This window comes from Acinetobacter sp. SM34, assembly GCF_022012365.1.
Lineage (GTDB): Bacteria > Pseudomonadota > Gammaproteobacteria > Pseudomonadales > Moraxellaceae > Acinetobacter.
In genome coordinates this window covers 197,397-222,870 of record NZ_JAKLTP010000002.1, presented here as the reverse complement: position 1 = coordinate 222,870, position 25,474 = coordinate 197,397, and the positions used below count along the sequence as shown (strand labels likewise).

The window sequence follows — 25,474 nt, the reverse complement described above, 5'->3', positions numbered from 1 at the left end:
ATCAGAAAATGATGCTAGCTTATTTTTATGACAAACAAGAGAGCATTTTATAATGACTTCTAAAATCGAAATAAAATTGACAGATGCACAGAATGTCCCTCGGGATTTTTATCAACATGATTCTTCGGCTCATGTAATACGATCTGATAAAGAAGCCATTGAAACAGCGCAGCGCTTAGCTGCTGATTTTGCTAAGGAAGCGTCGAAACGCGATCATGAACGTCGCCTGCCATTGCAGGAAGTACAGCAGTATTCTGCTTCCGGCTTATGGGGCATTACCATACCGAAAGCTTTTGGTGGTGCAGGTGTCAGCTATAAGACATTAGCCGAAGTCGTTAAAATTATTTCTAGCGCCGATTCATCTTTAGGTCAGATTGCGCAAAACCATTGGGCATTTCTAGAGCACATCCGTTTGGATGCCAGTCCAGAACAGCAGGAATTTTTCTTTGATCAGGTGTTAAAGGGCAAGCGGTTCGGCAATGCATTTTCAGAAAAAGGTTCTAAAACAGTAGCGGATTTAACCACAACGATTGATTTCAAATCCGATCATGCAGTGATTAATGGGCAGAAGTTTTTTGCCACCGGTGCACTACTGGCACATTGGATACCGGTGGTGGCTGTCAGTGATGGCAAGCCTTATGCCGCGCTGGTGCCCCAGCATACGCCTGGACTTACAATCATTAATGACTGGAGCGGATTTGGCCAGCGCACCACAGTTAGCGGTTCAGTGCTTTTAGAAAATGTTCAGGTAGATCTGAAGTACATAGTGCCGATTCATCAAGCCTTTGAACGTCCGACAGCTGCAGGCGCAATTTCCCAGTTTATTCAGTCTGCTGTAGATGCTGGCATTGCCCGAGGCGCGATTCAGGAAACCATTGACTATGTGCGTCAGCATGCGCGTCCATGGATTGATTCAGGCTTAGATAATGCTTATCAAGACCCGTACACCATCGCCAATATCGGAGAGCTGAAAATCAAGCTTCGCGCTGCTGAAGCTGTACTGGATTTAGCTGGTGAAGCGATTGACCGCGCGCTGGAAAATGCCACAGAAGAAACAGTGTCGGAAGCCACACTGCTGACCGCCGAATCCAAGGTGCTGACCACGGAAATTGCGCTGCTGGCGGCCAATAAGCTGTTCGAACTGTCAGGCACACGTTCGACGCTGTCTGAACTGAATTTAGACCGTCATTGGCGCAACGCGCGCACGCATACACTTCATGATCCCGTGCGCTGGAAACTTAATTTAGTCGGTAATTACTATTTAAATGATATTCCGTTGCCGCGCCATGCGTGGAGCTGAGAGGGAAAAACTATGACCATTCAAAATAAACAGAACTTATCTCTTGGCACGAACTATGAGCAGGTGGCTGGTAAATTCCGCCCGATCTTCCAGCGTATTGCAGAAGGAGCTTTGGCGCGTGAGAAAAACCGCGAGCTGCCGCGGGAACCGATTCAATGGCTGAAAGAAGCTGGCTTTGGTGCAGTGCGTGTGCCGACGGCGTTTGGCGGTGACAGCGTATCTCAGAAACAGCTGTTCCAGCTGCTGATTGAATTGGCCAAAGCGGATTCAAATGTCGTTCAGGCGCTGCGCGGTCATTTCGCTTTTGTCGAAGACCGTTTGAATGCGCATAAAACAGAAGATCAGAGCCTGTGGTTTCAGCGTTTTGTTGAAGGTGATTTGGTCGGCAATGCTTGGACGGAAATCGGCAAAGTTGAGATAGGTGATGTCGTGACCCGCGTGACTGAAAATGCGCAGGGGCAGCTGACGGTGAATGGACGCAAATACTATTCGACCGGCACCATTTTCGCGGATTGGATTGACTTATTTGCGTTAGATGAAACCACCAATCAGCATGTGATTGCAGCGGTTTCGACCCATGCATCTGGCATTAAAATCAGTGATGACTGGGATGGTTTCGGTCAAAAAACCACAGGTAGTGGTACGCTGGTGATTGAAAATGTGCCGGTCAGCCGTGAATATATTTTGCCTTTTGATCAGCGTTTTAAATACCAAACCGCTTTCTACCAGGTGGTGCATTTGGCAACGCTGGCAGGGATTGCGCAAAGCGCTGTTGCAGCCTTCAGTGATGAAGTTCGCAAGCGTACCCGTATTTACAGCCACGGCAATGCAGAGCTGGTGCGTGATGATGCGCAGATTCTGCAAGTGATCGGCAAAGCATCTGCTCAAGTGTATGCCAGTGAATCCATTGCGCTGCATGCAGCTGAAGCTTTGGACGGCGCATACTTGAGCCATTTCCAAAATGATCAGCTGCTGGATCAAAAGGCCAATGACCTTGCTGAACTTGAGTCTTCTCAAGGGCAGGTCGTAATTTCTGAACTGGTATTAAACTTGACCACAGAATTGTTCAATGCACTTGGCGCATCTGCCAGTACAACCGAAAAGCAGCTCGACCGTTTCTGGCGCAATGCGCGCGTGGTGTCTTCACACAATCCGCTGATTTATAAACAAAAAGTCATTGGTGATTGGGAGATTAATAAAGCGCCGCTGCCTTATGTATGGCAAATCGGCAATAGTCCCGCAGCCAAACATCAGGAAATTGCAGCTTAAAGTCTTTTTAAATGAAAAACTGAGAATTAAAACCGCATGATTGCGGTTTTAATTCTATTTATATCTTTAAAAAATATAATGGGGCTTATTTTATTTCGTGTTTTGTAAATATTTATAAATTCTAAATGATTAAATAAATTGCTGATATTTTAATACGAATAAATTAATTTTAATGATGCAGAGTTTTAAGCCATTATGAATATTAAACTTCAAGACCTTCAAATTGAAAATAATCAGGATATTCCTGAATCAGTATTTGTACAGCAGCAGCCGGCGCATATTATCCAAAATGATGCCGAAGCCATAGAAACAGCAAAAAAGCTTGCTGAACGTTTTAAGCAGCAGGCATCACACCGTGATGCCAACCGCTTGCTGCCGCTGCAGGAAATTGTTGAGTTTTCACAAAGCGGGTTATGGGGCATCAACATTCCTAAACAGTATGGCGGCGCGCAAGTGAAGCACCGCACGCTGTCACAGGTGATCCGCATCTTAGCCAGCGCCGATCCTGCACTGACACAGATATCAGAAAATCATCTTTCGTTTTTGGAACAAGTGCGCTTAGATGCCACTGAAGCACAGAAGCAGCTGATTTTCGGCAATATCCTGAAAGGTCAGCGTTTGGGCAATGCGCTGTCTGAACGCGGTGGTAGAACTGTAATTGACTTGAAAACCCGAATTACACCGAACGAGCAAGGCTATGCGGTAAACGGCAAGAAATTTTATGCCACAGGTGCAATCTTGGCGCATTGGGTTTATGCGGTAGGACTGGATGATGACGGCAATGAACTCACTGCGTTGATTCCGCATCATGCTGCGGGACTGAGCATTATCAATGACTGGTCGGGCTTCGGCCAGCGCTCTACGGCCAGCGGTACGGTGATTTTGGACAATATTCAAGTGGATGCTGAATATGTTATCCAAACGGGTGCAGGCGGTGAAAGCATTAATCTCGTCGGGACGATTTCACAGCTGATTCATTCATCAATTGATGTTGGCATTGCCCATGCAGCCATTGAGGACACAATTGAATTTGTACAGAATTATACCCGTCCTTGGATTGATGCTGATCAGGAACATGCTGTAGATGATCAATTCACACAAGCTGCAGTAGCTGATCTGAAAATCAAATTGCATGCGGCAGAAGCGCTGCTGGACCGTGCCGGTGATTATGTCGATGCTGCCTTGGAAAATTTGAACGAAGACAATGCCAATGCGGCTACTCTGGCGGTGGCTGAGGCCAAAGTGCTAAGTGCAGAAATTGCAATTTTAGCGTCGAATAAATTGTTTGAATTGGCCGGAACACGCGCAGCGCTGTCAGAGCTGAATTTAGACCGTCATTGGCGCAATGCGCGCATTCATACGCTGCATGATCCTGTGCGCTGGAAGTATAAGCTGATTGGAGAATATTATTTAAAAGGCAAATATTTGCCGCGCCACCCGTGGAGCTGATGAAAGGATTTGTTTATACGCAAAATTAATAATCAATGCAGCCTTTATTAATTCTGTTTTTTGCATATCAAAATAATATTTAAATTATTTTTTAAACAAGCATTTTTGTATATTTTTGCAGAATTGAAATATAGAACTGCTGCCATGATTAATATTGCAAATGCTGATAAGTATTTTAATGCAAAGAATAATAAAATCTTTGCATTAAAAAATATTTCCCTGCAGATTGACGCATCGAAAATAGTTGGAATCATCGGCTATTCCGGTGCGGGTAAATCAACATTATTAAGGCTGATGAATGGGCTAGAGAAAGCCGATGCTGGTCAAGTGGAGGTGTTGGGCCAGTCCATTCAGGATGCGTCTGAGCGTGAACTGAAAGCACTGCGAAAACAGATTTCCATGATCTTTCAGCATTTCAATTTACTGAAGACCAAAACAGTATTTGACAACATTGCATTTCCGTTACGTTTAGACGGCAGCTTAAACAAAAAGCAGCTAGAGCTGCGTGTAGAGGAATTGGCGCATCAAGTCGGCTTAACCGAGCATTTGCATAAATATCCGAAACAGCTTTCAGGTGGTCAAAAACAGCGTGTTGGCATTGCCCGAGCTTTGGCAAATTCACCGAAAATTCTGCTGTGTGATGAAGCGACCAGCGCGCTTGATCCGATTACTACACATGAAATTTTAAATTTGCTGCTGCAAATCAACCGAGATTTAGGCATTACTATCGTACTGATCACACATGAAATTGACGTGATCCGCCGTATTTGCGATGACGTTGTAGTGCTGGAAAAAGGTCACATTGCAGAACAGGGGCCAGTTGATCAAGTGCTGCTGCATCCTGCGCATGAGATTTCCCGCTCTTTGATCTTAGAAAATATCGATATTGATGAAGTACATCTGCTGCCAAACTCACAGATCATCCGTGTTACTGCAATCGGTGAGCTGGCGCAGCGTCCAGTGTTTGAAACGTTGGCGATTAAGCATCAGGTGAATTATCAAATTCTGCATTCCAAAGTCGAACGCACCAAAACTTCGCTGTATAGCCAATCCATTCTGTCACTTCACGGGCTGGGTATCACTTGTTACCTTGAGCAGATGGAACAGCAGGGTGCACATATTGAAATCATTCACGGCGCTGCGCCACGCATAACGGAGGCAGCCTAAATGCTCGAATTAATTGCAAATTTGGATTATCAAGAACTGTTGGATGCGACTAAAGCGACATTGCTGATGCTCGGGCTTTCACTACTGTTTATTGTGCTACTGGGCCTGCCTTTAGGTGTGGCGATTTATTCGTTTGCCAACAGCCGGATTAAGAAGCATCCCGTACTTTATTCCATCCTGTCGTTCTTCATTAATATCATCCGCTCAATTCCGTTCATTATTTTAATGATTTTGCTGATGCCTCTGACTGCGATTATTACAGGTACAACTATTGATGTTGCCGGTGTTATTCCACCGATTACTGTTGCAGGCATTGCATTCTTTGCGCGCTTGACTGAAACAGCACTGCATGAAGTCGATACAGGCGTGATTGAAGCGGCGCAATCCATGGGGGCGAGCTACTGGCAGATGGTGAAGGGTGTTCTGCTGCCAGAGGCACGTGCGCCGATCATTGCTGCGGTTACGGTGACCAGTATCGCGCTAGTGGACTATACGGCGGTATCCGGTGTAATTGGCGGCGGCGGTTTAGGGGACTTAGCCATTCGATACGGCTATCAGCGTTACCAAACCGAAATTATGCTGGTGACTGTCATTCTGTTGATCGTGATTGTGCAAATCATGCAGTTCATCGGCAACAAAGCAGTGCTGTATTTTTCCAAAAACTACACTTAAGCCATCCAAAAATTCAAATACAACACATTGAATATTTAACTTATAGGAACAACGATGAATACGTTAAAAAAATTAGCAGCAGTTATTAGTATTGCTGCGGTATCTGCAGGTGCTTGGGCAAATCAAACGGTTACGATTGGCGCCAGCGCAACACCACATGCTGTGATTTTAGAGCACATTAAACCTGAGCTGGCAAAGCAGGGTATTGATCTGAAAATCAGAGTCTATTCAGATTATGTACAGCCGAATACCCAGCTGGTATCGAAAAAACTGGATGCCAATTATTTCCAATACCGCCCATTTTTAAATGATTTTAATGCCAAAACTAAATCGAATTTAGTGCCTGTAGTGCCAGTACATATTGAACCGTTTTTGCTATATTCATCAAAAATCACCAATTTAAAACAGCTGAAAGATGGTGCAACAGTCGCGATTCCGAGTGATCCAGTCAATGGCGGGCGTGGCCTGCTGCTTTTAGCTAAACTGAATTTGATCACTTTAAAGCCAGGCTTTAAACAGCTGGCAGTACCAACAGATAAACTACCGTCAGTCCGTGATATTGCATCTAATCCAAAGAAACTGAAAATTAAAGAGTTGGATTCAGCAATGCTGCCGCGAACTTTGTCTCAGGTAGATTTAGCTGCATTGAACTGCAACTACGTACTGGAAGCGAAGCTGGATATTAAAAAATCGCTATATATTGAAAGCGGTCAGGACGGTAAAAACATCTGGGCTGAATATTTAGTTGTACGCCCTGGCGACCAAAAGAAACCTGAAATCCAAAAAGTCGCAAAAGCGTTGAACAGCGATTCAACCCGCCAATTTATCAAGCAGCACTTTAAAGGTGAAATTTATACTGCATTCTGATGAGCTGAAAAATATAAAAAAGGCATTGTGATCAATGCCTTTTTTATTGGCTATATATTATGAACAGAGTGTTTGGCTATTTGATTATTCAATCTAAACGGAGGTGTATTACTTCTTTCGCTGTTTGTGCGGGCAATTTAAAGGAATTCTTTAGATCATGGAGAGAGGCTGAGTCAAGGTGTGGATGCTTTAAATTGATATCCAATCTCGATCAATAAATGTATTCTAAAACTGTGTGAATAATTGGGATCTATGCAAAATGCATTTGGCCGCAGCTTATGCAAGAATGTGTATTCACGATTAATTTCATAACGGCATAACGGGAAAAGAAATACGTATAAGATCCAATGATGTTTCCCAATAAAAATACAGATTAAAAAACGCTTGGAAAATCAATCCAAGCGCATGCTGAGAAAAGTAAAACAGAATTATTTTGTACTGACTACACTTGGCCAATACGCCATTGGTAAGGAGGCAAAGTTCCATTCACACTGAAATCACCCACAATGCGGTCTTTATAGATGCGCGGGTTGTGAGAAGCCAATGTGCGGATGTTTCGCCAGTAGCGGTCTAGCGCCAAGTCTTTATCTGTTGCAGAAGCGCCAAGTGCATCAAAGATAATCGTTGATGCATTTAAGGCCAAATCAGAAATAATCGTTTGAGATTGCGCGATTTCCAATTCTGCAATTGCATTTTGATCTGCTTCTTCAGCGAGATTATTAAGGAAAGCAGATTCATAGGCGCGCTGCAAAGCTTGCGCATTTTTCTCAATGATTGCGCCAGAGGTGTAGGCTGCGCCTCGGATTTTTCCTACGACTTGCAAGATTTGCGGGTCATGGCGCACATGCGTTGAATTAGCATGACTGTAGTTACGAGTGCGTTTTTCTACTGCTTTGGACACATCATAAGCAGCGGAACGAGTTAAACCGGTGATAATTGATAGCTGAATCAGTTGGTAAAAACCTGCTGAATATTTAAACCTATCATCATCAGGAAGTACATCCGCAGGATCTACTTCAACATTATTGAAAATAGTTGTGCCGCTAGCAGTTAAGACTTGGCCAAAGCCATTCCAGTCATCAATCACGTCGACGCCTTCTGCATGGCGTGGGATGATAATTGAAGCTGAATTACCTTCTAAATCCGTAATGCCGACGTCAATCCATTCCGCATATAGGCTGCCTGTGGTGTAATATTTTCTGCCGTTCAGCACCACGCGTCCTTCTGCAGTTTTGGAAAGATGCGTGCTGAATTTCCCGATAGATTCCTTGCCGCCTTCAGACCAAGCGCTGCCGACAGTTTGACCTTGACCGATACGTTCTAGCCATAGGCGTTTGTAGTCAGAATCTGCAAGCAGCAGGATATCTTCAGTAAAGCCGAAATGCACACGGAGTACTTGCGGCAAGTTGGCATCAGCTTGTGCTAGTTCAATGAGTAGGGCGAACAATTCTGGAATCGTCGCATCAAAACCGTTATGACTTTTAGGTAGGCGTAGGCGTGTAAATCCAACATCTTTCAGCCATTGCAACTGTTCAAATGGCAGCGTATGCGTTTTTTCACGCGCATTCGTGCTTGTACGGATTTTGTTGAAAATTGGACGGAAATTTTCCGCCAGCTCATCATAGCGTGAGGAAGGTCCTTGTCCCCATACTTGATAAATAGAAGACTCTTGTGAAAGCTGATGTTTTAATTGCGTAGGCGGATTTAAATCAGTAAGCGCTGTCATAATAAAATAAGTAAAACAATAAAGATAAAATACTAATCGAGCAGTTTATTTTATAAAGTAATAAAACAAGATATTGAAATGAGAAAATAATATTAAATGAATTAATTTAATATAACCATGAATCGCGAATAAGAACTTGACTTGAAAAATAGGATACTGGGAGCAGTCCAGTCGTCTGAATAGTCCCTTAAATCACTTCCTTTTCTAATATATTGCCTGATCAAACCATTGGTATTCTCATTCGTCCCTCTCTGCCATGCACTGTAAGGATCGGCAAAGTAGAATTCTAATCCTAACTCAGCATCGATTTGTTCATGCAAGCTAAACTCTTTACCATTATCAGCAGTGATCGACTGTAATTTCTCTTTGACTGGATCTAGCAAGTGAACCGTTGCTTCACCCACCTCCTGACTTTTACGGGTGCTACACTTCTTTAACCATAAGTAGCCGGTTTTTCTATCGACGATTGAAACCAGAGACTGATGATGATTCTTGCCGACAATCGTATCTATTTCTAAATCGCCAAAACGTGACCGCTCTTCAATGATCTTCGGTCTGTCATGAATACTTTTACGGTTATTGAGTTTCCCACGCTTTTCTGGGTGTCCATACTTTCTTTTACGTTGGTTTCTAAAACGTAAATGCAAGTACTACAGGTCACCTCCTTTTATTTTATCCTGCTGGATATAACGGTAGATCGAATGCATGCTGACAGCAACTTGAGAAGCGATCTGTTCAGGACTCCATTGCAAAGCAAGATAGCTTTCAATCTGTTTCCATACAGTGGAATTTATGGTTCTATAATTCGAAATATGGCGTGTTTTAGCCAGTTTGTGAGCATGCTTGGCAAAGTAGCCATTTCTATTTCTATTTCGATTGCGTTTGATCTCCCTGGAAATCGTAGAGGAAGCACGGGTCAATCTGCGGGCAATATGACGCGTGGAAAAACCTTCACGTAATAAAGCATAAATCTGATATCTTTCTTCCTAGCTAAATTAATCTCTGTTGCACTCTCATTTGAGAATCTAAGATAAAATTCATGATCTTGATTTTTGAATAAATTATTGTTTTTCAATGTTATTTGTATTTTAACATTCGGTAAAATCTAAGATTTTGTTATGTTTTCTTGTCTTTAATGATTGTCTTGTCACTTTAAGGTCTTAAAGGGAATTTTAATTTTGTAATTTTCATCATAAATTATGGTTAAGTTATTTGAATTGTCATAAAAATATGGTAATAAATAGTGGTGATGTTTTTTTAGTCACATTGATATTTCGGGATGAAATGTATTTTTAAAAAAGTTAAATTTTAAAAACAATGAGAAGGGAGTTGGGACGATGCTTCAATTACTTATGAAATTATTTTGCTTACATGTGTATGAATATGAACACATGGAAGAAATAGGGGAACATAAGGAATGCAGAAAGTGTGGAGTGAATAAGCCACTTTAATTGAATTATATTGAACATTAAAAAGTGAGCATAATGCTCACTTTTTAATTTTGAAAAAATAAAAATTAATAGTAAATGAGGACACGCCCTAGCTACTACAGTCTGTATTTTGGGAATTCTTTATAGAGCTAAACTCTATAAAACTGACATGAAAATAATTTTTTCAGCATGACTAACTGCAACTAAATAAAAAATGCAAAATGATTGAGAAAGCAGTAAAAATAAAAAAAGGATAAAATGTTACAATACACCTCTAAAAACTGTTTGAAACTGTATTTATGAGCATGGATTTTACGGCGGATACTTACATTGTAACTGATCGATTGGCAGACACTTTGGTCTGGTTAAGCCATCATCAGGATTGTTTTGATTCGTTCAGTTACGACACTTTTACTCAAGAGTTAGTGGTTTACCATGCCAATGGGGCGGATATTATTCGTGAGGGGAATTATCTCAATGCACGTTATGGTATTTTGATTAGCTCTATCTAAATGCTCAAATAAAAAAAGCCCATATGGGCTTTTTTTGTACAAGATGAGCGGTTTAACTTGCCATTGCATCTACAGAAAGTTCTTTAACCGTCGGTTTGGCTTTTTCTGCAATCAAACCCAATTTATCAAATAATTGTTTGTCCTTGCCTTCGCCAGCATTCGGGGTGGTTAAAAGTTTCTCTCCGGAAAAGAGCGAATTGGCACCTGCCATGAAAGCCAGAGCCTGATCCGCATCAGACAAAGATTCTCGCCCTGCGGAGAGGCGGATATAGCTTTTTGGCATAATAATGCGGGCTACAGCAATAGTACGAATCCACTCGGTAATATCCAGTTTTTCCACATCAGCCAGTGGTGTGCCTTCAATAGGCACCAACATATTGATGGGTACCGATTCAGGATGAATGGGTAACGTTGCGAGTTCGTACAAAAGACCAATCCGATCTTTACTGTTTTCACCTAAGCCAACAATCCCACCACTACAGACTTTCATACCTGCTTGACGGACATGATCCAAAGTATTTAAACGGTCATCAAAGGTACGAGTGCTGATGACATTAGAATAGTATTCGCGTGAGGTATCCAGATTATGATTATAGTAGTCTAGGCCTGCATCTTTTAAACGTTCTGCCTGCGATTGATTGAGCATGCCTAAAGTCATACAGGTTTCCAAACCCAGTGACTTTACTTCACGTACCATTTCCAGCACATAGGGCATATCGCGTTCATGCGGATTACGCCAAGCTGCACCCATGCAGAAACGCGATGAACCGGAAGCAAGCGCTTCTTTGGCTTCCTGTATCACTTTATCTACTGCAATACGTTTTTCTGCTTCCAGTTTCGAGTCGTAATGTGCCGATTGTGAGCAGTATTTGCAATCTTCAGGGCATTTGCCGGTTTTGATTGAAAGCAATGTGCTGACTTGAATCGTGTTGGCATCAAAATGTTCTCGATGAACCCGTTGTGCCTCAAAAACTAAATCCAGAAAAGGCTGGTTATATAAGGCCTGAATTTCATCTCGTGTCCAGTCATTGCGTACATTCATGAATGAAAATCCATAATCATCATTATTCATTGCTTTTATCATACATAATTTATGCTAAAACCAAAGGCATAATTGACCAAATCTCATGGTATCTGTCGATTAAATTTCATCATTTTTCGTTATGATGAAATTGTATATTTAGTTACAAACTAAAGCTTTTTATTGTAAATATCGCTGCAAAGTTTTTTTATTATTTTTACAAGTTTGTTCTGATCTGGAGCTTATGTTTTTTCTTAGGGTAAAACTTTGTCACTATCTTGAATGTTAAAAAAGAGAATTAAATTTTAAATTTAGCTTAAAAATTTAATTGGATTTTAGCAGCTGTTCTTGAATCGCCCAATCAATATGGACTTGCACAATCTCATCATGTAAATCACGTGTCTGCTTTAAAGTTTCCATAATTTCTGTGGAAAATGGCGCATTGCCCAAACCAATCGCAATATTACGCATAAAGCTTTGGTAACCGGTGCGCCGTAGTGGACTACCTTCGGTATGGGCTAAAAAAGTCTGTTCATCCCAATGCCATAAGTCCAGTAAACTGACCTGATCCAGACCATGTCGCGGGTTAAAATCTTCTATGCTGGCTTTCTTGGCAAAGCTGTTCCAAGGGCAAATCAGTTGACAATCATCACAGCCAAAAACCCGATTACCAATACCACGGCGTAAGTTTTCAGGAATGATGCCTTTATATTCAATGGTTAAATAAGCAATACATTTGCGTGCATCAAGCATATAGGGTTCAACAATGGCTTGAGTCGGGCAAATATCAATACAGGCTGTGCAAGAACCACAGTGTTTGCTAGTCGGGTTATCAAAAGGTAAATCTAGCGAAGTGAACAGTTCACCCAAGATAAAAAAGGAACCTGATTTCTTATGAATGAGCAGGGTGTGTTTGCCTGTCCAGCCCATGCCGGCATTCTCAGCCAAGGATTTTTCAAAGATTGGTGCGGAGTCTGCAAAGGGACGCGACTCAAACTCACCGACTTTTTCACGAATTTTCGCTGCAAGGGTTTTTAAGCGACCGCGCATAGTTTTATGATAATCACGGCCGCGGGCATAACGTGCAATGATGGCGGCATTCGGTTCATCCGGTACATAACGTGGTTTGGGTGTTTCGACCAGATAATTCATCCGTACACAAATGATACTTTTAGTACCAGGCACCAGCAAAGTAGGATCGGCACGTTTTTCCAGATTTTCTTCCAGAAATTTCATGTCGCCGTGATAGCCACGTTTTAAATATTCCTGAAAACGCGGTAATTCTTCTTGAGCATCCGGTTTGGCAATGACACAATCACTAAAGCCTAATTGCAACGCCTGCGCTTTAATCCACGCTTTCAGCGCTTCAGGATCATGTTGATCTACAGGAATTTTTTGTGAAGGTGTGGAAGAAGCCATAATGATATAAAAAAAGGAAGAACAATGCCTCAGCAAGTTTACCATAGCCCTGTTTATCATAGCCAAAGTATTCAAGCCTGGGAACAACGCTGGTTTGCCAAGCAAAACAGTTCTTATGGCTTAATGCAGCAAGTGGCCTGGAGGATTGCACAGCGTTTAGTTCCTGTTTTTCAACAGGGCAACATACACAATATCGCAGTCTGCTGTGGACAGGGCAATAATGCAGGCGATGGTTATCTGACGGCTAAATATTTAAAACAGTATGGTTTTAATGTTGATATTTATGCCGCTGAATTAGGTACATCAAAAGATTTACACAGTGCCTATCAAGAAGCGGTAGATACAGGAATAAAAATTTACCCAGATTTTGCCTTTCAGAAACCCTATGACTGCTTTATTGATGCCTTATTTGGTATCGGTTTAAATCGTGAACTTAGCTCAGACTGGCAGCAAATTATTCAAACAATTAATGCTCAAACTGGTTTGAAAATTGCCATTGATATTCCAAGTGGCTTACAAGCAAATAGTGGTCAGCCTTTACCCTGTGCCATTAAAGCTGATTACACTTATACAGCTTTGGGCTTAAAAGCTGGACTGTTTACCGGACAAGGCAAAGAGTTTGCCGGACAGGTCGAGGTCATTTCCCTGATTCCTGCCGATGCAGAATTAAAACCGATAGCACAGCTTTCACCGCATAGCATTTCATTACCGCAACGTGAGGCTTTTGGTCATAAGGGCAGTTATGGTCATGTTTTGATTATCGGTGGTCATGCGGATATGGGCGGTGCGGTAATGATGGCAGCCGAATCTGCTTTTAGTGCGGGCGCGGGAAAAGTCACTGTTGTCTGCCATGAAAAACATCACACCGCAATTTTGGCACGTTCACCCAATATCATGCTACGCGATATCAACGCCTTGACCAAAGCTGAGATTCAGCAACTTTTAGATCATGTTGATGCGGTGAGTTTCGGGATGGGACTCGGCCGTGATAGCTGGTCAGAACAGCAATATTTTAAATGGTTCCCTAAAATCAATTCCTCTGCACATTTACATGTGGTGCTGGATGCTGATGCTCTATGGTTTTTAGCCGAGCATCCAGGAGCATTAAAACAGGATAGTTATGCAACACCGCATCCGGGTGAGGCAGCAAAACTGTTACATTGTTCGGTAAAAGAGGTTGAAAGCGACCGGATTACAGCAATTCATCAACTACAGGAAAAATATGCCGGCCAGTGGGTGCTGAAAGGCTCAGGTAGTCTGATTCTGGAAGATCAATTGTGGATTTGTACCGCTGGAAATGCCGGAATGGGGACTGGAGGAATGGGCGATGTCTTGGCCGGTATGACTGCAAGTTTAAAAGCGCAATTTGCAGAAAAAATTCATCTGCATGAAATTGTGACTTTGCATGCTTTGGCGGGTGACTTATTGGCTCAGCAAGGCATACGTGGTGTGCAGGCTCATCATATGCGTGATGCGGTATATCGTGTAGTAAATACAGGAAGCTGTGATGAATAAGGCGATGAAGTTGCTAATTCAGGGCAAGGTACAGGGAGTTGGTTATCGGCGTTGGTTTGCCAAGCAAGCCTTGGAATTAGAATTGAAAGGTTATGTCCAGAATCTGCAAACGGGTGAAGTTGAAGCCTTGGTTATGGGCAATGAACAGATCATTCAGGAGCTTTTAAAACGAAGTTGGGTGGGGCCGAGTCGGGCGGAAGTATCCCGGATTATTCAAACACCAGTCCAGCCCGATGCTCATCTTAAAGAATTTAAAATCCTGTGTTAAATAAGAAACGATAAGAATAATAGGTTAAAGGAAAAGATGGATAAATATCTGGTGGTCGCTATTGTTGTAATCGCTTGTATTGTTCTGGTGATTTATACGCAGCGCGCTGATACAGGTACGGCGAGCAGATCATTTAAAGACATTGTACAAAAAGAATTTAGCCCATATAAAGTCATTGAAAGAAATGGTGTGATTGTTATCGGTGAGTACAATACGCATGACCAGTTTGAAGAGCGAATCATGATTCGAATTGATCTAAACCAAAAAAAGAATATCAGGAAATTTGGTCAGAGGGTGACTTTTACTTATAGCAAACAACCCTCGGTCCGGGAAATGCGTCAGGATTTTGCACCTTATCTTTAAACGTGCTTAACGTCTTCTACCACTGTAACGGCTACGCCCACGGGCCATGCCACCCAAGGCATTCAGTACCGCCATTTTACTCATACTGCCTGAGGCATGCGCATGACAAATGGCGGCAGCTAAGGCATCGGCAGCATCCTGCTGTGGTTTGATGCTTAAATTTAAAATTCGCATCACCATCATCTGAACCTGTTCTTTATCCGCTGCACCATAACCGACTACCGATTGCTTGATTTGACGGGCAGTATATTCAGCCACCTGCAAATCTAAATTTACCAAAGCGGCAATCGCGGCACCACGAGCTTGCCCCAGTTTTAGCGCAGAGTCCGGGTTTTGTGCCATAAACACCTGTTCAACTGCGGCTTCGGTAGGGCCATGAAATTTAACAATCCGTTCCACACCTGCAAAAATCCGTTTTAAGCGTTCAGGCATTTCCGGAGTTTCGGTACGAATGATTCCTGCATCTACAAAAGTCAGTTTCTGCCCATCTCTTTCGATGATGCCGTAACCTGTTAAGCGTGAACCGGGGTCAATACCGATAATTAATGACATGCAAAGCCTTTAAAAATAAAATAATGCCCATATTGTTACATAAGCGTAGCAAAAAAGCTTGATAGTGATTAAGCAGTTAATGACTACACCTTATTCATTTTGTTGAGATTAGATTAATTTTCATGAAATTATTTCTTATTGTACTGGTTGGCTTAATCCTGGAAGTTTTTGTCTGGATTGGCGTGGGTGACCTCGTCGGCAGTATGTGGTACGTATTTTTCTGGTTTGTTGCAGCCTTCTTTATCGGTATGAACCTGATTCGTAAATATTCGGCAGGGGTCATGCCACAGATGCAGCAAATGCAAATGGGGCAAATGACAGGCGATCCTGCCTTGAGCAATAATTTACCTAAAATTTTGGCCGGTTTTTTCCTGCTGATTCCAGGTTTAATTACCGATGTTTTGGCATTGTTAATTTTGATTCCGGGCGTTCAGAATGCCTTTAAAAATGTCATGATGAAAACCATGGCAAAACGTCAGCAAGCCATGATGGATAAAATGATGGGTGGCATGATGGGCAACATGAATGGTATGGGCGGTGATGCTCAAGGACAGAATCCATTTGCCGATTTAATGCGTCAAATGCAAGGCATGCAACAAGGCGGTTCGCAGCGTCACGATTCCAGCATTATTGATGGTGAAGCACGTGAAGTAACGCCGGAAGCGAAAAAAATTGAAATGAAAGATGTGAATAAATAAATCCATCTTTTCTTTTAAAGTTGAAGCCGAATCATTATTCGGCTTTTTTATGTGCTTCATTTTTATCTAAAGTATTTAAAGCATGGAACCATGCAAAAAATTGAACAGGCGATATAATACTGATTTTAAAAAATCTTCCTTATTGCTATGTCATTGCTTTTGACCATTTGTGCACTGCATTTTGTTGCACAGCTTAGCCCCGGGCCGGATGTTTTACTGATTGCCAAAAGTTCAGCATCGACTTCAAGAGCCAATACCTTAAAAATTATTTTGGGAATTTCTTTAGGGATCGTAGCTTGGGTGGTGCTGACTTTACTTGGCTTTACTGTACTGATGGAACAATTTCCATGGATACAACAGGTTTTAATGCTCGTTGGGGGCTTATTTTTGGCACGTATGGGCTGGGCCATGTTGAATGGAGGACTCAAAAACCTGCAGCAAGCCACCCGTTTAGATGATAATGCTCCCTCTGGTACAGCTGATGCTAAAAACTATGTGTTGCAGGGACTTTTCACCAATCTCTCCAATCCCAAAACGCTGATTTATTTTAGTAGTGTTTTTTCTTTAGCCTTAAGTTCTTCCGCTTCAACGCATTTAAAAACCCAGCTGGCCATCATTATTCCCATACAAACTTTTTTGGTTTTTACTTTATTGATGCTGATTTTGTCCATGCCAAAAATTAAAACGGCATATCAGCGTTCTGGTAGTTATATTGATGTGATTTCGGGGGGATTATTTCTGATTTTTGCTATCTGGTTATGGTATGACGCATTGGCCATGCTTTAACTTTCTTTACTGGTATTATCAGTTGCAGGTGTATACGAGGGAGTAGTGGATATGACTTCCTCATTTTTTTGTGGCTGTGCATAACGATTGGGGCTTAATGTGGTTTCGGTATTTTCAGAGCCCTGATAGCTCCGACTACGGTTGGCACGTTCGCGTAAGCCGCCTTTTTTAATCAGTTGAACCATTCAATACTCCCAGTCTTCACTGCTATTTTAACTAAAAACATGAGCACATGGGAGAGGATTAAAGCCTGCAGGTTAAATTGTGAGGTATTCCATTGTGTTACAAATAGTGTCTCTTGGTTTTGATGTTTAATGAATATATTTTATTAAAAATGAGTATTTGGGGTGAGTATTTAAAATATTTATATTGGAGTTAATTTTAATTATTGATAAATAAGCTTGTATCTTAAAAAAGACTGGCATAAGATTTTAGTGAGTGTCCAGTCTATCGGCTATAAGCGGATGGAAAATAAAAACAAAATTGGCAAGAGTGTACTTATGTTATATCAATATCATTGTGCCTGTTGTAACAAGGTTGTTGAATCAACCGAAAAAGAATGTACAAATTGCGGTTCACATAATATTAAAAGCCCTTATGGTTTCTGGATTTTTTGTGTTTTAACATGCCTGGCTGCGGTAATTATCTTTAAAGTCGTACATGTTTATTTGCAAGACCATCAGGAAACACCGGTGCAAATTTCTTTACTCGATGTTTTAAATGGAGGAGGGAAAAGCAAATAATGTGTAATTCCAGCAACAAAAAAGCCCACAGATGTGGGCTTTTTTAGGGGGAAAATTACAGTCCAGCAGAGGCTTTAAGTGCTTCAACTTTATCTGTTTTTTCCCAGGTAAAAGCAGTGTCTGAACCTTGACGGCCAAAGTGACCATAAGCAGCAGTTTGCTTATACATCGGTTGAATCAGGTCTAACATGCGGGTAATACCATACGGGCGCAAGTCAAAGTGTTCACGAACCAATTGAATAATGAATTCTTCAGGCACTTTTGCAGTATTAAATGTATTGATTGAAATTGAAGTTGGCTCAGCAACACCAATCGCATAAGACACCTGAATTTCACATTTGTCTGCCAAACCGGCTGCCACAATATTTTTAGCAACATAACGGCCAGCATAAGCTGCTGAACGGTCAACTTTAGATGGGTCTTTACCAGAGAAAGCACCACCACCATGACGTGCCATACCGCCGTAAGTATCTACAATGATTTTACGACCGGTTAGACCACAGTCACCTACAGGACCACCAATCACAAACATACCGGTAGGGTTGATGTGGAATTTGGTGTCTGCATGGAACATTTCTGCAGGAATGATTTTCTTCACGATTTCTTCAATCACAGCTTCTTTAAGATTGGCCTGTGAAATTTCAGGATCGTGCTGGGTTGATAATACCACTGCATCTAAACGAACAGGCATGCCATTTTCATAAGCAAAAGTCACCTGACTTTTCGCATCTGGACGTAACCAAGGTAAACGGCCATTACGGCGTAGTTCAGCCTGTTTTTCCATTAAGCGATGTGCATAAGAAATAGGAGCAGGCATCAAAACATCAGTTTCACGGCTTGCATAACCAAACATTAAACCTTGGTCACCGGCACCTTGATCTTCAGGTTTTTGACGGTCTACACCTTGAGCAATTTCAGGAGACTGTTTACCAATCATGTTGATGACAGCACAGGTTGAACCATCAAAACCAAGGTCAGAATGGTGATAACCAATACCATTTACGGTTTGACGTACAATTGCTTCGAAGTCAACATTTGCAGTTGTTGTGATTTCACCGGCAAGTACTACCGCACCCGTTTTTACAAGCGTTTCACAAGCAACCCGTGCATATGGGTCTTCTGTTAAGATTGCATCCAAAATAGCGTCACTGATTTGGTCAGCCATTTTATCCGGATGGCCTTCGCTTACAGATTCCGAGGTAAATACAGCGTACTCGCGCATAAGTCCTATCACAGTTAATTTTAAAGACCCGATATGTTACATCGAGTTAGACTTTTGGACTAGTTCTACACGACCAAAATGACTGAAATTATTTCAATTTCACGACTTTTTAATTGATATATGCATCCAAAAAACTGATAAGCAGAAGAAATTCGGCTTTAAAGCTGGAATTTAGGCCTGAACGAATTTTGTTAAGCAAATATTTAATCAGGGATTGAAAAGTGTGACTGCTATTGATTGGAAACTTTTATGGAGATTGGCAAATGTGTTTTATTATATGAATAAAATTATAAATATTATGTATTTATTTTATTTATTAGGTAAAAATTTATACTTAATAAAGCTTGAGATGATTAAATTGAATAAAATTTAATACGATAAAAGTACAAATTAAAAGATGTTGAATTTTTCAGTTGGTTATATTTAAGCTGAATTTTATTCATCTTTTGGGATTTTATCTGTTTATTCATCAATCTGAAGGGTGGAGTTCAGTTTGCTCCAAAATAAATCAGTTATGACATTTATCCATGAACTAAGTGTTTGCAAATGATGTGAAATTGAGCTCTGCCTGCATTAAAATAAGCCCACTCACGAATAAATAGTGAAATGTTGAGTATTAGGCTTTACCCCTTGCTGTTTTTTTAAGACAATATAGCCAGCTTTGAATTTTCCTATTCATCATATTCTTTAAACGATTTAGTTGGACTCTGACCTATGACAACCCCGCTTAACGAACGTCGTATTGCAAACGCAATTCGTGTATTGGCAATGGATGCTGTGCAAAAAGCAAATTCAGGACATCCAGGTGCTCCAATGGGGATGGCAGACATCGCTGATGTCGTTTGGCGTGAATTTTTAAATCATAACCCAACAAATCCACAATGGGCCAACCGTGACCGTTTTGTATTGTCGAATGGCCATGGCTCAATGTTGCAATATGCGCTATTGCATTTGACTGGTTATGATCTTTCTATTGAAGATTTAAAATCTTTCCGCCAGTTACATTCTAAAACTCCAGGTCACCCGGAATTGGGTTATGCACCTGGTATTGAAACAACCACTGGTCCATTGGGTCAAGGTATTGCCAATGCTGTTGGTTTTGCACTTGCTGAAAAAACTTTAGCTGCGCAATTTAACAAAGACGACATTAAAGTTGTTGACCATTTCACTTACTGTTTCCTCGGTGATGGCTGTTTAATGGAAGGTGTTTCTCATGAAGCATGTTCATTGGCAGGTACTTTGGGTCTGGGTAAACTTGTTGCTTACTATGATGACAACGGCATTTCAATTGACGGTGAAGTTGAAGGCTGGTTCTCTGACGATACAGAACAACGTTTCCATGCTTATGGCTGGCAAGTGATTAAAGTTGATGGTCACGATGCTGCTGCAATCCGTCAAGCAACTGTTGCAGCAAAAGCTGAAACCGCTAAACCTACTTTAATTATCTGTAAAACTGTGATTGGTTTAGGTTCTCCAAATAAACAAGGTAAAGAAGATTGCCATGGTGCACCACTCGGTAATGACGAGATTGCATTAACTCGTGAAGCGCTGGGCTGGAAAGAAGAAGCATTTGTAATTCCTGCTGACGTTTATGCAGCTTGGGATGCAAAAGATAAAGGTGCTCAATCTGAAGCTGCGTGGAACGAAACTTTCGCTGCTTATGCTGCAAAATACCCAACTGAAGCGGCTGAACTTAAACGTCGTTTAAGCGGTCAATTACCGGCTGATTTCGTTGCTAAAGCAGATGCTTATATCTCTGAAGTGAATGCAAAAGCAGAAACTATTGCAACGCGTAAAGCAAGCCAAAATGCTTTACAAGCACTTGTACCTTCACTGCCGGAAGTACTAGGCGGTTCTGCTGACCTTGCAGGTTCTAACCTGACTTTGTGGAAAGGTGCACAAGGTGTACAAGACAATCCAGCGGGTAACTACGTACACTATGGCGTACGTGAATTCGGTATGACTGCAATTGCTAACGGTGTTGCACTACACGGTGGTTTCATTCCTTACGTTGCTACATTCTTGATGTTTATGGAATATGCACGTAATGCAGTGCGTATGTCTGCACTGATGAAACAGCGTGTGATTCATGTTTATACTCATGACTCAATTGGTCTGGGTGAAGATGGTCCTACACACCAACCGGTAGAACAAATTGCATCTTTGCGTGGGACGCCTAACTTAAATACATGGCGTCCATGTGACACTGTAGAAGCTTCTATTTCCTGGAAATCTGCATTGTTACGTAGCGAAGGCCCTACAGCGTTAATCTTCTCTCGTCAAAACTTGCCATTCCAAACACGTACTCAAGCACAAATTGAGAACGTGGCTAAAGGTGGTTATGTGCTGGCTGAAGAAAAAGGCGAATTAAAAGCCATCATCATTGCTACAGGTTCAGAAGTTTCATTGGCGATGGAAGCACATGCACAGCTTGAAGGCGTACGTGTGGTATCTATGCCGTGTGCAGAAGAGTTTGTTAAACAGGATGCAGCTTACCGTGAAGCGGTTCTTCCATCTCATATTCGTGCACGTGTTGCCGTTGAAGCAGCTCATGTCGATTACTGGTGGAAATTTGTTGGTCTTGACGGTCGTGTGATCGGTATGACTACTTATGGTGAGTCTGCTCCAGCGAAAGACTTGTATCAGTACTTCGGTATTACCACTGAAGCGGTTGTTGCAGCGGTTAAAGAAATTACAGCTTAATTCATCACGAATTAACTGTTAAAAAGACGCCCCAGTAAAAGGGGCGTCTTTTATTTTTCAAAATAACGATATTTCAACGAATGATTAAAAATGAAGGTTTAAAATTTAATCATTCATTGGAGTATTCAGCATAAATGGCAGCGTGCTGCCAGAGCGAGGAAAATATGAGCCTTTATGAGCAGATTAATGATGAAATTGTCCTGATGGATGCGGGTGAGCAAAAGTGGATCGGTCAGGATTTGCCACTTGCAAGCATGATGGCTGTTGAACTGATGCTGCAAGATCTGCAAGAAGATAAAGTGATTAAAATCCGCCGTAAAAACCATGAGAAGCATACCGGTATGAAACAGGTGGATCGCATTCTGGTTGAAAAGTTATAGAGATGAAACCTCTGTAAAAAGCCCCAAATGGGGCTTTAATTATTTTGGAAATTTAGAATTCATCTGTTGTGTATAGCCTAAGTTGCATTACTTTGATCATGATTTTTATAAACTGTATATTTTTGTATTAAATTTTTAGTAAAAACAGATGAGAGTAGTCACATCCTAAGATTTAATCCTTAGGATTTTCAAAAAATTTAAAAATTATCAATATATTAAGATTATTCGATTACATCGTTTCATTTATTGAGCTGGGTAACCCGGTAATTGTTCTATTCTTGCAACATATCGTTTTATCTATATCGGTGAATTAAGATAAGAAAGGTATAAACTAACAATCATTCCAAAGCGAGATAATTACACATGAATTTCAAAGCATTAACTTTAGGTTTGGCTGTTGCATCGGTAGCAACATTGTCTTTGGCAAAACCGGTTGCCTATCAAATTGATCCAACCCATACAGCGACTGTATTTACCTGGAATCATTTTGGTTTTTCTACCCCATCTGCAAACTTTAGTGACATTCAAGGTACCATTAACGTCGATAATGCAAAACCTGCAAATTCATCCGTGAATGTGACCATTCCTTTATCGAGTTTGAATACCAATGTCAAAGCATTGGATGAGCATTTAAAAACAGCAGATTTTTTTGATGCGGCTAAGTATCCAAACATTACTTTCAAAAGTACTAAAGTTCAGGCTTTAGGCAAAAACAAATATAAAATCACAGGTAACCTGACCGTAAAAGATGTAACTAAACTGGTAGTTTTAGATGCAGTCTTAAACAAACAGGGTGTACACCCAATGACTAAAGCAGAGGCTATTGGTTTTAATGCAACGACTTCATTTAACCGTTCAGCATTTGGCGTAGGTGCTTATGTTCCGAATGTAGGCGATAAAATCACGGTAAACATTACCACTGAAGCCTCTGTTCCTGCGAAAAAATAAGTACGAATTGGCTCATAAAAAAGCACCATTGAGATGGTGCTTTTTTATTGGAAGTTAATTTAACAAGTTAATTTAAATTGCTGAAATCTGTTTAAGATATGCCTGCAATACAGCATGTGCCTGAACTTCTGATGCATGGGCATAGCGTTGATTGTCTGACCGCAAAGCCAGAATGTTAACGTTGGCTTTTCTTAATTCGCAGGTATGGCCAATCAGCCATTTTTCCAAACTATCGCCTGCAACTTCTAAATGGAATTGTAAGGCCAGAATATTTTTACCGATCGAAAATGCCTGATGAGGATAAATCTCTGAACTTGCCAATAATGTAGCCTGCTCAGGCAAATCAAAAGTATCGCCATGCCAGTGTAATACCGGGGTTTCAGCTAATGGCGCAAGCAGATTATTTACTGCATCTGAAATGCTGAGTTGACTCCAGCCAATTTCCTTTTGATGTCCAGCATAAACTTTGGCACCTAAGGCATGGGCAATCAGTTGAGCACCCAGACAGATGCCTAAAGTTGGCAAGTTTTCTTTTAAGCGAACTTTTAGTAAGTCTATTTCTTGTTGTAAGAAAGGGTAGTCATCAGTTTCATACACTCCAATCGGTCCACCTAAAATAATGGTCAAACCTGTATACTGAAATGCTTTGGTTAAATCATCTACACCGGCTTCAAAATAACGCACCCGAAAACCGAGTTGATAAAAGACATCTTCAAATGCCCCCAAGTCTTCAAAGGCAAGATGTTGAATGGCATAAATGGTGTCGGGAAAGTCTGGAGAGGCTGTAGTCATACTGTTTTTTCTAAGCGGTCAGGAATAAGAGCAATTTAGCCTGAATAGTCAGAAAAATGAAGATTTCTCTATTGATCATTTGCAATTTAAAGAAAAAAAAGCGAACCGAAGTTCGCTTTTGAGCTAGTTTATACAACGTTATTTTTAGAAGAAGCCCATTGGCTTAGTGGCATAGCTCACCAGCAAGTTTTTGGTTTGCTGGTAATGATCAAGCATCATCTTGTGGTTTTCACGGCCAATACCTGATTTTTTATAACCACCGAATGCCGCATGTGCAGGGTAGATATGATAACAGTTGGTCCATACACGACCCGCTTCAATCGCACGGCCTGCACGATATGAAGTATGCGCTGAACGTGACCAGACACCTGCACCTAAACCATAGATGGTATCGTTGGCAATTTTGATGGCATCATCAAAATCTTTAAAGGTGGTCACTGCAAGTACCGGTCCAAAAATTTCTTCCTGGAATGTACGCATGTCATTGGTGCCTTTGAAAATGGTCGGTTCAATGTAGAAACCTTGGCCGACTTCATGGCGTGCTTCACCACCCGTCAGTAGTTCCGCACCTTCTCCACGTCCTGTCGCGATACAGCCCAGAATTTTGTCTTGTTGTTCCTGGGAAGCCTGAGCACCAATCATGGTGTCGGTATCTAGCGGATGACCGGTCTTAATGCGTTTTACCCGCTCTACTGCCATCTCTAAGAACTGGTCAGCAATACTTTCCTGAACCAAAGCACGTGATGGACAGGTACAGATTTCCCCCTGGTTCAGGGCAAACATGGTAAAGCCTTCCAGTGCTTTTTCTAGGTAGTCATCTTGTTGCGCCATGACATCTTCAAAGAAAATGTTCGGTGATTTACCACCCAGCTCTAGTGTGACTGGAATAATATTTTCGGTTGCATATTGCATGATCTGCTGACCGACAGCTGTTGAGCCGGTAAATGCAATTTTGGCAATACGTGGATTGGTAGCAAGAGGACGACCTACTTCAACGCCATAACCATTCACAACGTTTAATACACCTGCAGGCAGCAGGTCTTGAATCAGTTCAACCAGCACCAAAATACTGACCGGAGTTTGTTCAGCCGGTTTTAAAACAATACAGTTACCTGCAGCCAGAGCCGGAGCCAGTTTCCAGGTTGCCATTAAAATCGGGAAGTTCCATGGAATGATTTGTCCGACTACACCTAAAGGTTCATGAAAATGGTAGGCAATAGTATCTTCATCGATTTCTGAAATGCCGCCTTCTTGTGCACGGATACAGCCGGCAAAATAGCGGAAATGATCAATCGCCAAAGGAATATCGGCAGCCAGGGTTTCACGAATCGGCTTACCATTATCCCAGGTTTCAGCAACCGCCAAAAGCTCCAGATTAGCTTCTAAACGGTCGGCAATTTTTAACAGGATATTGGAACGGGTCGTTGGCGATGACTTGTTCCATTGTGCTTTGGCTTTATGTGCCGCATCAAGAGCCAGTTCAATATCTTCAACGCTAGAACGCGGAACTTTGGTGAAGGCTTTGCCATCTACAGGCGAAATATTGTCAAAGTATTCTCCTTTGACAGGAGCTACCCATTGTCCACCAATGAAGTTTTCATATTGGGCTTTAAACTGAACTTTTGAACCAGGTTGGTTAGGATCGACGTAACGCATATGTATTTCCTTTGCT

Annotated in this window: 25 protein-coding genes and 1 pseudogene; 16 read left to right on the top strand and 10 right to left on the bottom strand. The window is 41.6% G+C overall.

Features of this window, described 5'->3' with window-relative positions:
- The first annotated feature begins 52 nt into the window (after positions 1–52).
- The 6 genes from LZZ98_RS02790 to LZZ98_RS02765 all read left to right on the top strand — a co-directional run bounded on the left by LZZ98_RS02790 (position 53) and on the right by LZZ98_RS02765 (position 6,724).
- Positions 53–1,300, top strand: coding sequence for an SfnB family sulfur acquisition oxidoreductase (locus LZZ98_RS02790; RefSeq protein ID WP_237786548.1), 1,248 nt, complete (start codon positions 53–55; stop codon positions 1,298–1,300).
- Positions 1,301–1,312: 12 nt separating this feature from the next.
- On the top strand, positions 1,313–2,569 hold the full coding sequence (locus tag LZZ98_RS02785) for an acyl-CoA dehydrogenase family protein (protein WP_237786547.1): 1,257 nt from the start codon (positions 1,313–1,315) through the stop codon (positions 2,567–2,569).
- Between the two features lie 195 nt (positions 2,570–2,764).
- Positions 2,765–4,018 carry an SfnB family sulfur acquisition oxidoreductase gene (locus LZZ98_RS02780; protein WP_086175891.1) on the top strand — a complete coding sequence of 418 codons (1,254 nt, stop codon included), beginning with the start codon at positions 2,765–2,767 and terminating at the stop codon, positions 4,016–4,018.
- Between the two features lie 144 nt (positions 4,019–4,162).
- Positions 4,163–5,185, top strand: coding sequence for a methionine ABC transporter ATP-binding protein (locus LZZ98_RS02775; protein WP_237786546.1), 1,023 nt, complete (start codon positions 4,163–4,165; stop codon positions 5,183–5,185).
- A complete protein-coding gene (locus LZZ98_RS02770) occupies positions 5,186–5,857 on the top strand; it encodes a methionine ABC transporter permease (RefSeq protein ID WP_086175889.1) in 672 nt (223 codons plus the stop codon). It begins immediately after the preceding gene.
- A 54-nt stretch (positions 5,858–5,911) separates the two neighbouring features.
- Complete coding sequence (locus LZZ98_RS02765) at positions 5,912–6,724, top strand: MetQ/NlpA family ABC transporter substrate-binding protein (protein ID WP_237786545.1); 813 nt, start codon at positions 5,912–5,914, stop codon at positions 6,722–6,724.
- A 442-nt stretch (positions 6,725–7,166) separates the two neighbouring features.
- Here LZZ98_RS02765 and LZZ98_RS02760 read toward each other — a convergent pair whose 3' ends face one another.
- From LZZ98_RS02760 to LZZ98_RS02750, 3 genes and pseudogenes are all read right to left on the bottom strand, one after another.
- The gene (locus LZZ98_RS02760; RefSeq protein WP_237786544.1) at positions 7,167–8,450 is read right to left on the bottom strand and encodes an acyl-CoA dehydrogenase family protein; all 1,284 of its coding nucleotides are present in this window, start codon (positions 8,448–8,450) and stop codon (positions 7,167–7,169) included.
- Positions 8,451–8,551: 101 nt separating this feature from the next.
- A complete protein-coding gene (locus LZZ98_RS02755; RefSeq protein ID WP_237786543.1) occupies positions 8,552–9,097 on the bottom strand; it encodes an IS30 family transposase in 546 nt (181 codons plus the stop codon).
- A gap of 3 nt (positions 9,098–9,100) precedes the next feature.
- A pseudogene (locus LZZ98_RS02750) lies at positions 9,101–9,424 on the bottom strand (helix-turn-helix domain-containing protein); the annotation flags it as partial.
- Positions 9,425–10,179: 755 nt separating this feature from the next.
- Here LZZ98_RS02750 and LZZ98_RS02745 point away from each other — a divergent pair.
- On the top strand, positions 10,180–10,392 hold the full coding sequence (locus LZZ98_RS02745) for a hypothetical protein (protein WP_237786541.1): 213 nt from the start codon (positions 10,180–10,182) through the stop codon (positions 10,390–10,392).
- Positions 10,393–10,444: 52 nt separating this feature from the next.
- Here LZZ98_RS02745 and bioB read toward each other — a convergent pair whose 3' ends face one another.
- Together bioB and queG are read right to left on the bottom strand one after the other, a co-directional pair.
- Entirely contained in the window at positions 10,445–11,434 is a 990-nt protein-coding gene (bioB, locus tag LZZ98_RS02740; RefSeq protein ID WP_086198036.1) for a biotin synthase BioB, read from the bottom strand.
- A 303-nt stretch (positions 11,435–11,737) separates the two neighbouring features.
- Positions 11,738–12,832, bottom strand: a complete 1,095-nt coding sequence (gene queG, locus LZZ98_RS02735) for a tRNA epoxyqueuosine(34) reductase QueG (RefSeq protein WP_237786540.1) — start codon at positions 12,830–12,832, stop codon at positions 11,738–11,740.
- Between the two features lie 24 nt (positions 12,833–12,856).
- Between queG and LZZ98_RS02730 the strand changes: the two genes are divergently transcribed.
- Genes LZZ98_RS02730 through LZZ98_RS02720 form a run of 3 tightly spaced genes read left to right on the top strand, consistent with a single transcriptional unit; the run spans position 12,857 to position 14,978 of the window.
- Positions 12,857–14,347, top strand: a complete 1,491-nt coding sequence (locus LZZ98_RS02730; RefSeq protein WP_237786539.1) for an NAD(P)H-hydrate dehydratase — start codon at positions 12,857–12,859, stop codon at positions 14,345–14,347.
- Positions 14,340–14,615 (top strand): acylphosphatase, encoded by a 276-nt coding sequence (locus LZZ98_RS02725; protein WP_237786538.1) that lies wholly within the window; start codon positions 14,340–14,342, stop codon positions 14,613–14,615. The genes LZZ98_RS02730 and LZZ98_RS02725 overlap by 8 nt, the downstream gene beginning before the upstream one ends.
- A gap of 36 nt (positions 14,616–14,651) precedes the next feature.
- The gene (locus tag LZZ98_RS02720; protein WP_237786537.1) at positions 14,652–14,978 is read left to right on the top strand and encodes a hypothetical protein; all 327 of its coding nucleotides are present in this window, start codon (positions 14,652–14,654) and stop codon (positions 14,976–14,978) included.
- Between the two features lie 6 nt (positions 14,979–14,984).
- Here LZZ98_RS02720 and ruvC read toward each other — a convergent pair whose 3' ends face one another.
- Entirely contained in the window at positions 14,985–15,530 is a 546-nt protein-coding gene (gene ruvC / locus LZZ98_RS02715) for a crossover junction endodeoxyribonuclease RuvC (protein WP_237786536.1), read from the bottom strand.
- A 122-nt stretch (positions 15,531–15,652) separates the two neighbouring features.
- Between ruvC and LZZ98_RS02710 the strand changes: the two genes are divergently transcribed.
- Together LZZ98_RS02710 and LZZ98_RS02705 are read left to right on the top strand one after the other, a co-directional pair.
- Positions 15,653–16,228 (top strand): FxsA family protein, encoded by a 576-nt coding sequence (locus LZZ98_RS02710; protein ID WP_237786535.1) that lies wholly within the window; start codon positions 15,653–15,655, stop codon positions 16,226–16,228.
- Positions 16,229–16,375: 147 nt separating this feature from the next.
- The gene (locus LZZ98_RS02705) at positions 16,376–17,014 is read left to right on the top strand and encodes a LysE family transporter (RefSeq protein WP_237786534.1); all 639 of its coding nucleotides are present in this window, start codon (positions 16,376–16,378) and stop codon (positions 17,012–17,014) included.
- On the opposite strand, the gene LZZ98_RS02700 is transcribed toward LZZ98_RS02705, so the two are convergent.
- A complete protein-coding gene (locus LZZ98_RS02700) occupies positions 17,011–17,199 on the bottom strand; it encodes a hypothetical protein (RefSeq protein WP_237786533.1) in 189 nt (62 codons plus the stop codon). The two genes, LZZ98_RS02705 and LZZ98_RS02700, sit on opposite strands and share 4 nt — an antisense overlap.
- Before the next feature lie 315 nt (positions 17,200–17,514).
- Here LZZ98_RS02700 and LZZ98_RS02695 point away from each other — a divergent pair, with 315 nt between their 5' ends.
- A complete protein-coding gene (locus tag LZZ98_RS02695; protein WP_086175965.1) occupies positions 17,515–17,757 on the top strand; it encodes a hypothetical protein in 243 nt (80 codons plus the stop codon).
- 55 nt (positions 17,758–17,812) lie between these two features.
- Here the strand turns inward: LZZ98_RS02695 and metK are convergent, their stop codons facing one another.
- Positions 17,813–18,979 (bottom strand): methionine adenosyltransferase, encoded by a 1,167-nt coding sequence (gene metK / locus LZZ98_RS02690; protein ID WP_086197974.1) that lies wholly within the window; start codon positions 18,977–18,979, stop codon positions 17,813–17,815.
- Positions 18,980–19,693: 714 nt separating this feature from the next.
- Here metK and tkt point away from each other — a divergent pair.
- From tkt to LZZ98_RS02675, 3 genes are all read left to right on the top strand, one after another.
- On the top strand, positions 19,694–21,682 hold the full coding sequence (tkt, locus tag LZZ98_RS02685; RefSeq protein WP_237786532.1) for a transketolase: 1,989 nt from the start codon (positions 19,694–19,696) through the stop codon (positions 21,680–21,682).
- 164 nt (positions 21,683–21,846) lie between these two features.
- On the top strand, positions 21,847–22,062 hold the full coding sequence (locus tag LZZ98_RS02680; protein ID WP_086197972.1) for a hypothetical protein: 216 nt from the start codon (positions 21,847–21,849) through the stop codon (positions 22,060–22,062).
- 363 nt (positions 22,063–22,425) lie between these two features.
- The gene (locus tag LZZ98_RS02675) at positions 22,426–23,010 is read left to right on the top strand and encodes a YceI family protein (RefSeq protein ID WP_237786531.1); all 585 of its coding nucleotides are present in this window, start codon (positions 22,426–22,428) and stop codon (positions 23,008–23,010) included.
- Between the two features lie 72 nt (positions 23,011–23,082).
- On the opposite strand, the gene LZZ98_RS02670 is transcribed toward LZZ98_RS02675, so the two are convergent.
- Together LZZ98_RS02670 and exaC are read right to left on the bottom strand one after the other, a co-directional pair.
- Positions 23,083–23,802: a glutamine amidotransferase gene (locus LZZ98_RS02670; RefSeq protein WP_237786530.1), complete on the bottom strand. Its 720-nt coding sequence runs from the start codon at positions 23,800–23,802 to the stop codon at positions 23,083–23,085.
- Between the two features lie 144 nt (positions 23,803–23,946).
- Positions 23,947–25,458, bottom strand: coding sequence for an acetaldehyde dehydrogenase ExaC (exaC, locus tag LZZ98_RS02665; RefSeq protein ID WP_086175871.1), 1,512 nt, complete (start codon positions 25,456–25,458; stop codon positions 23,947–23,949).
- Positions 25,459–25,474: the final 16 nt, after the last annotated feature.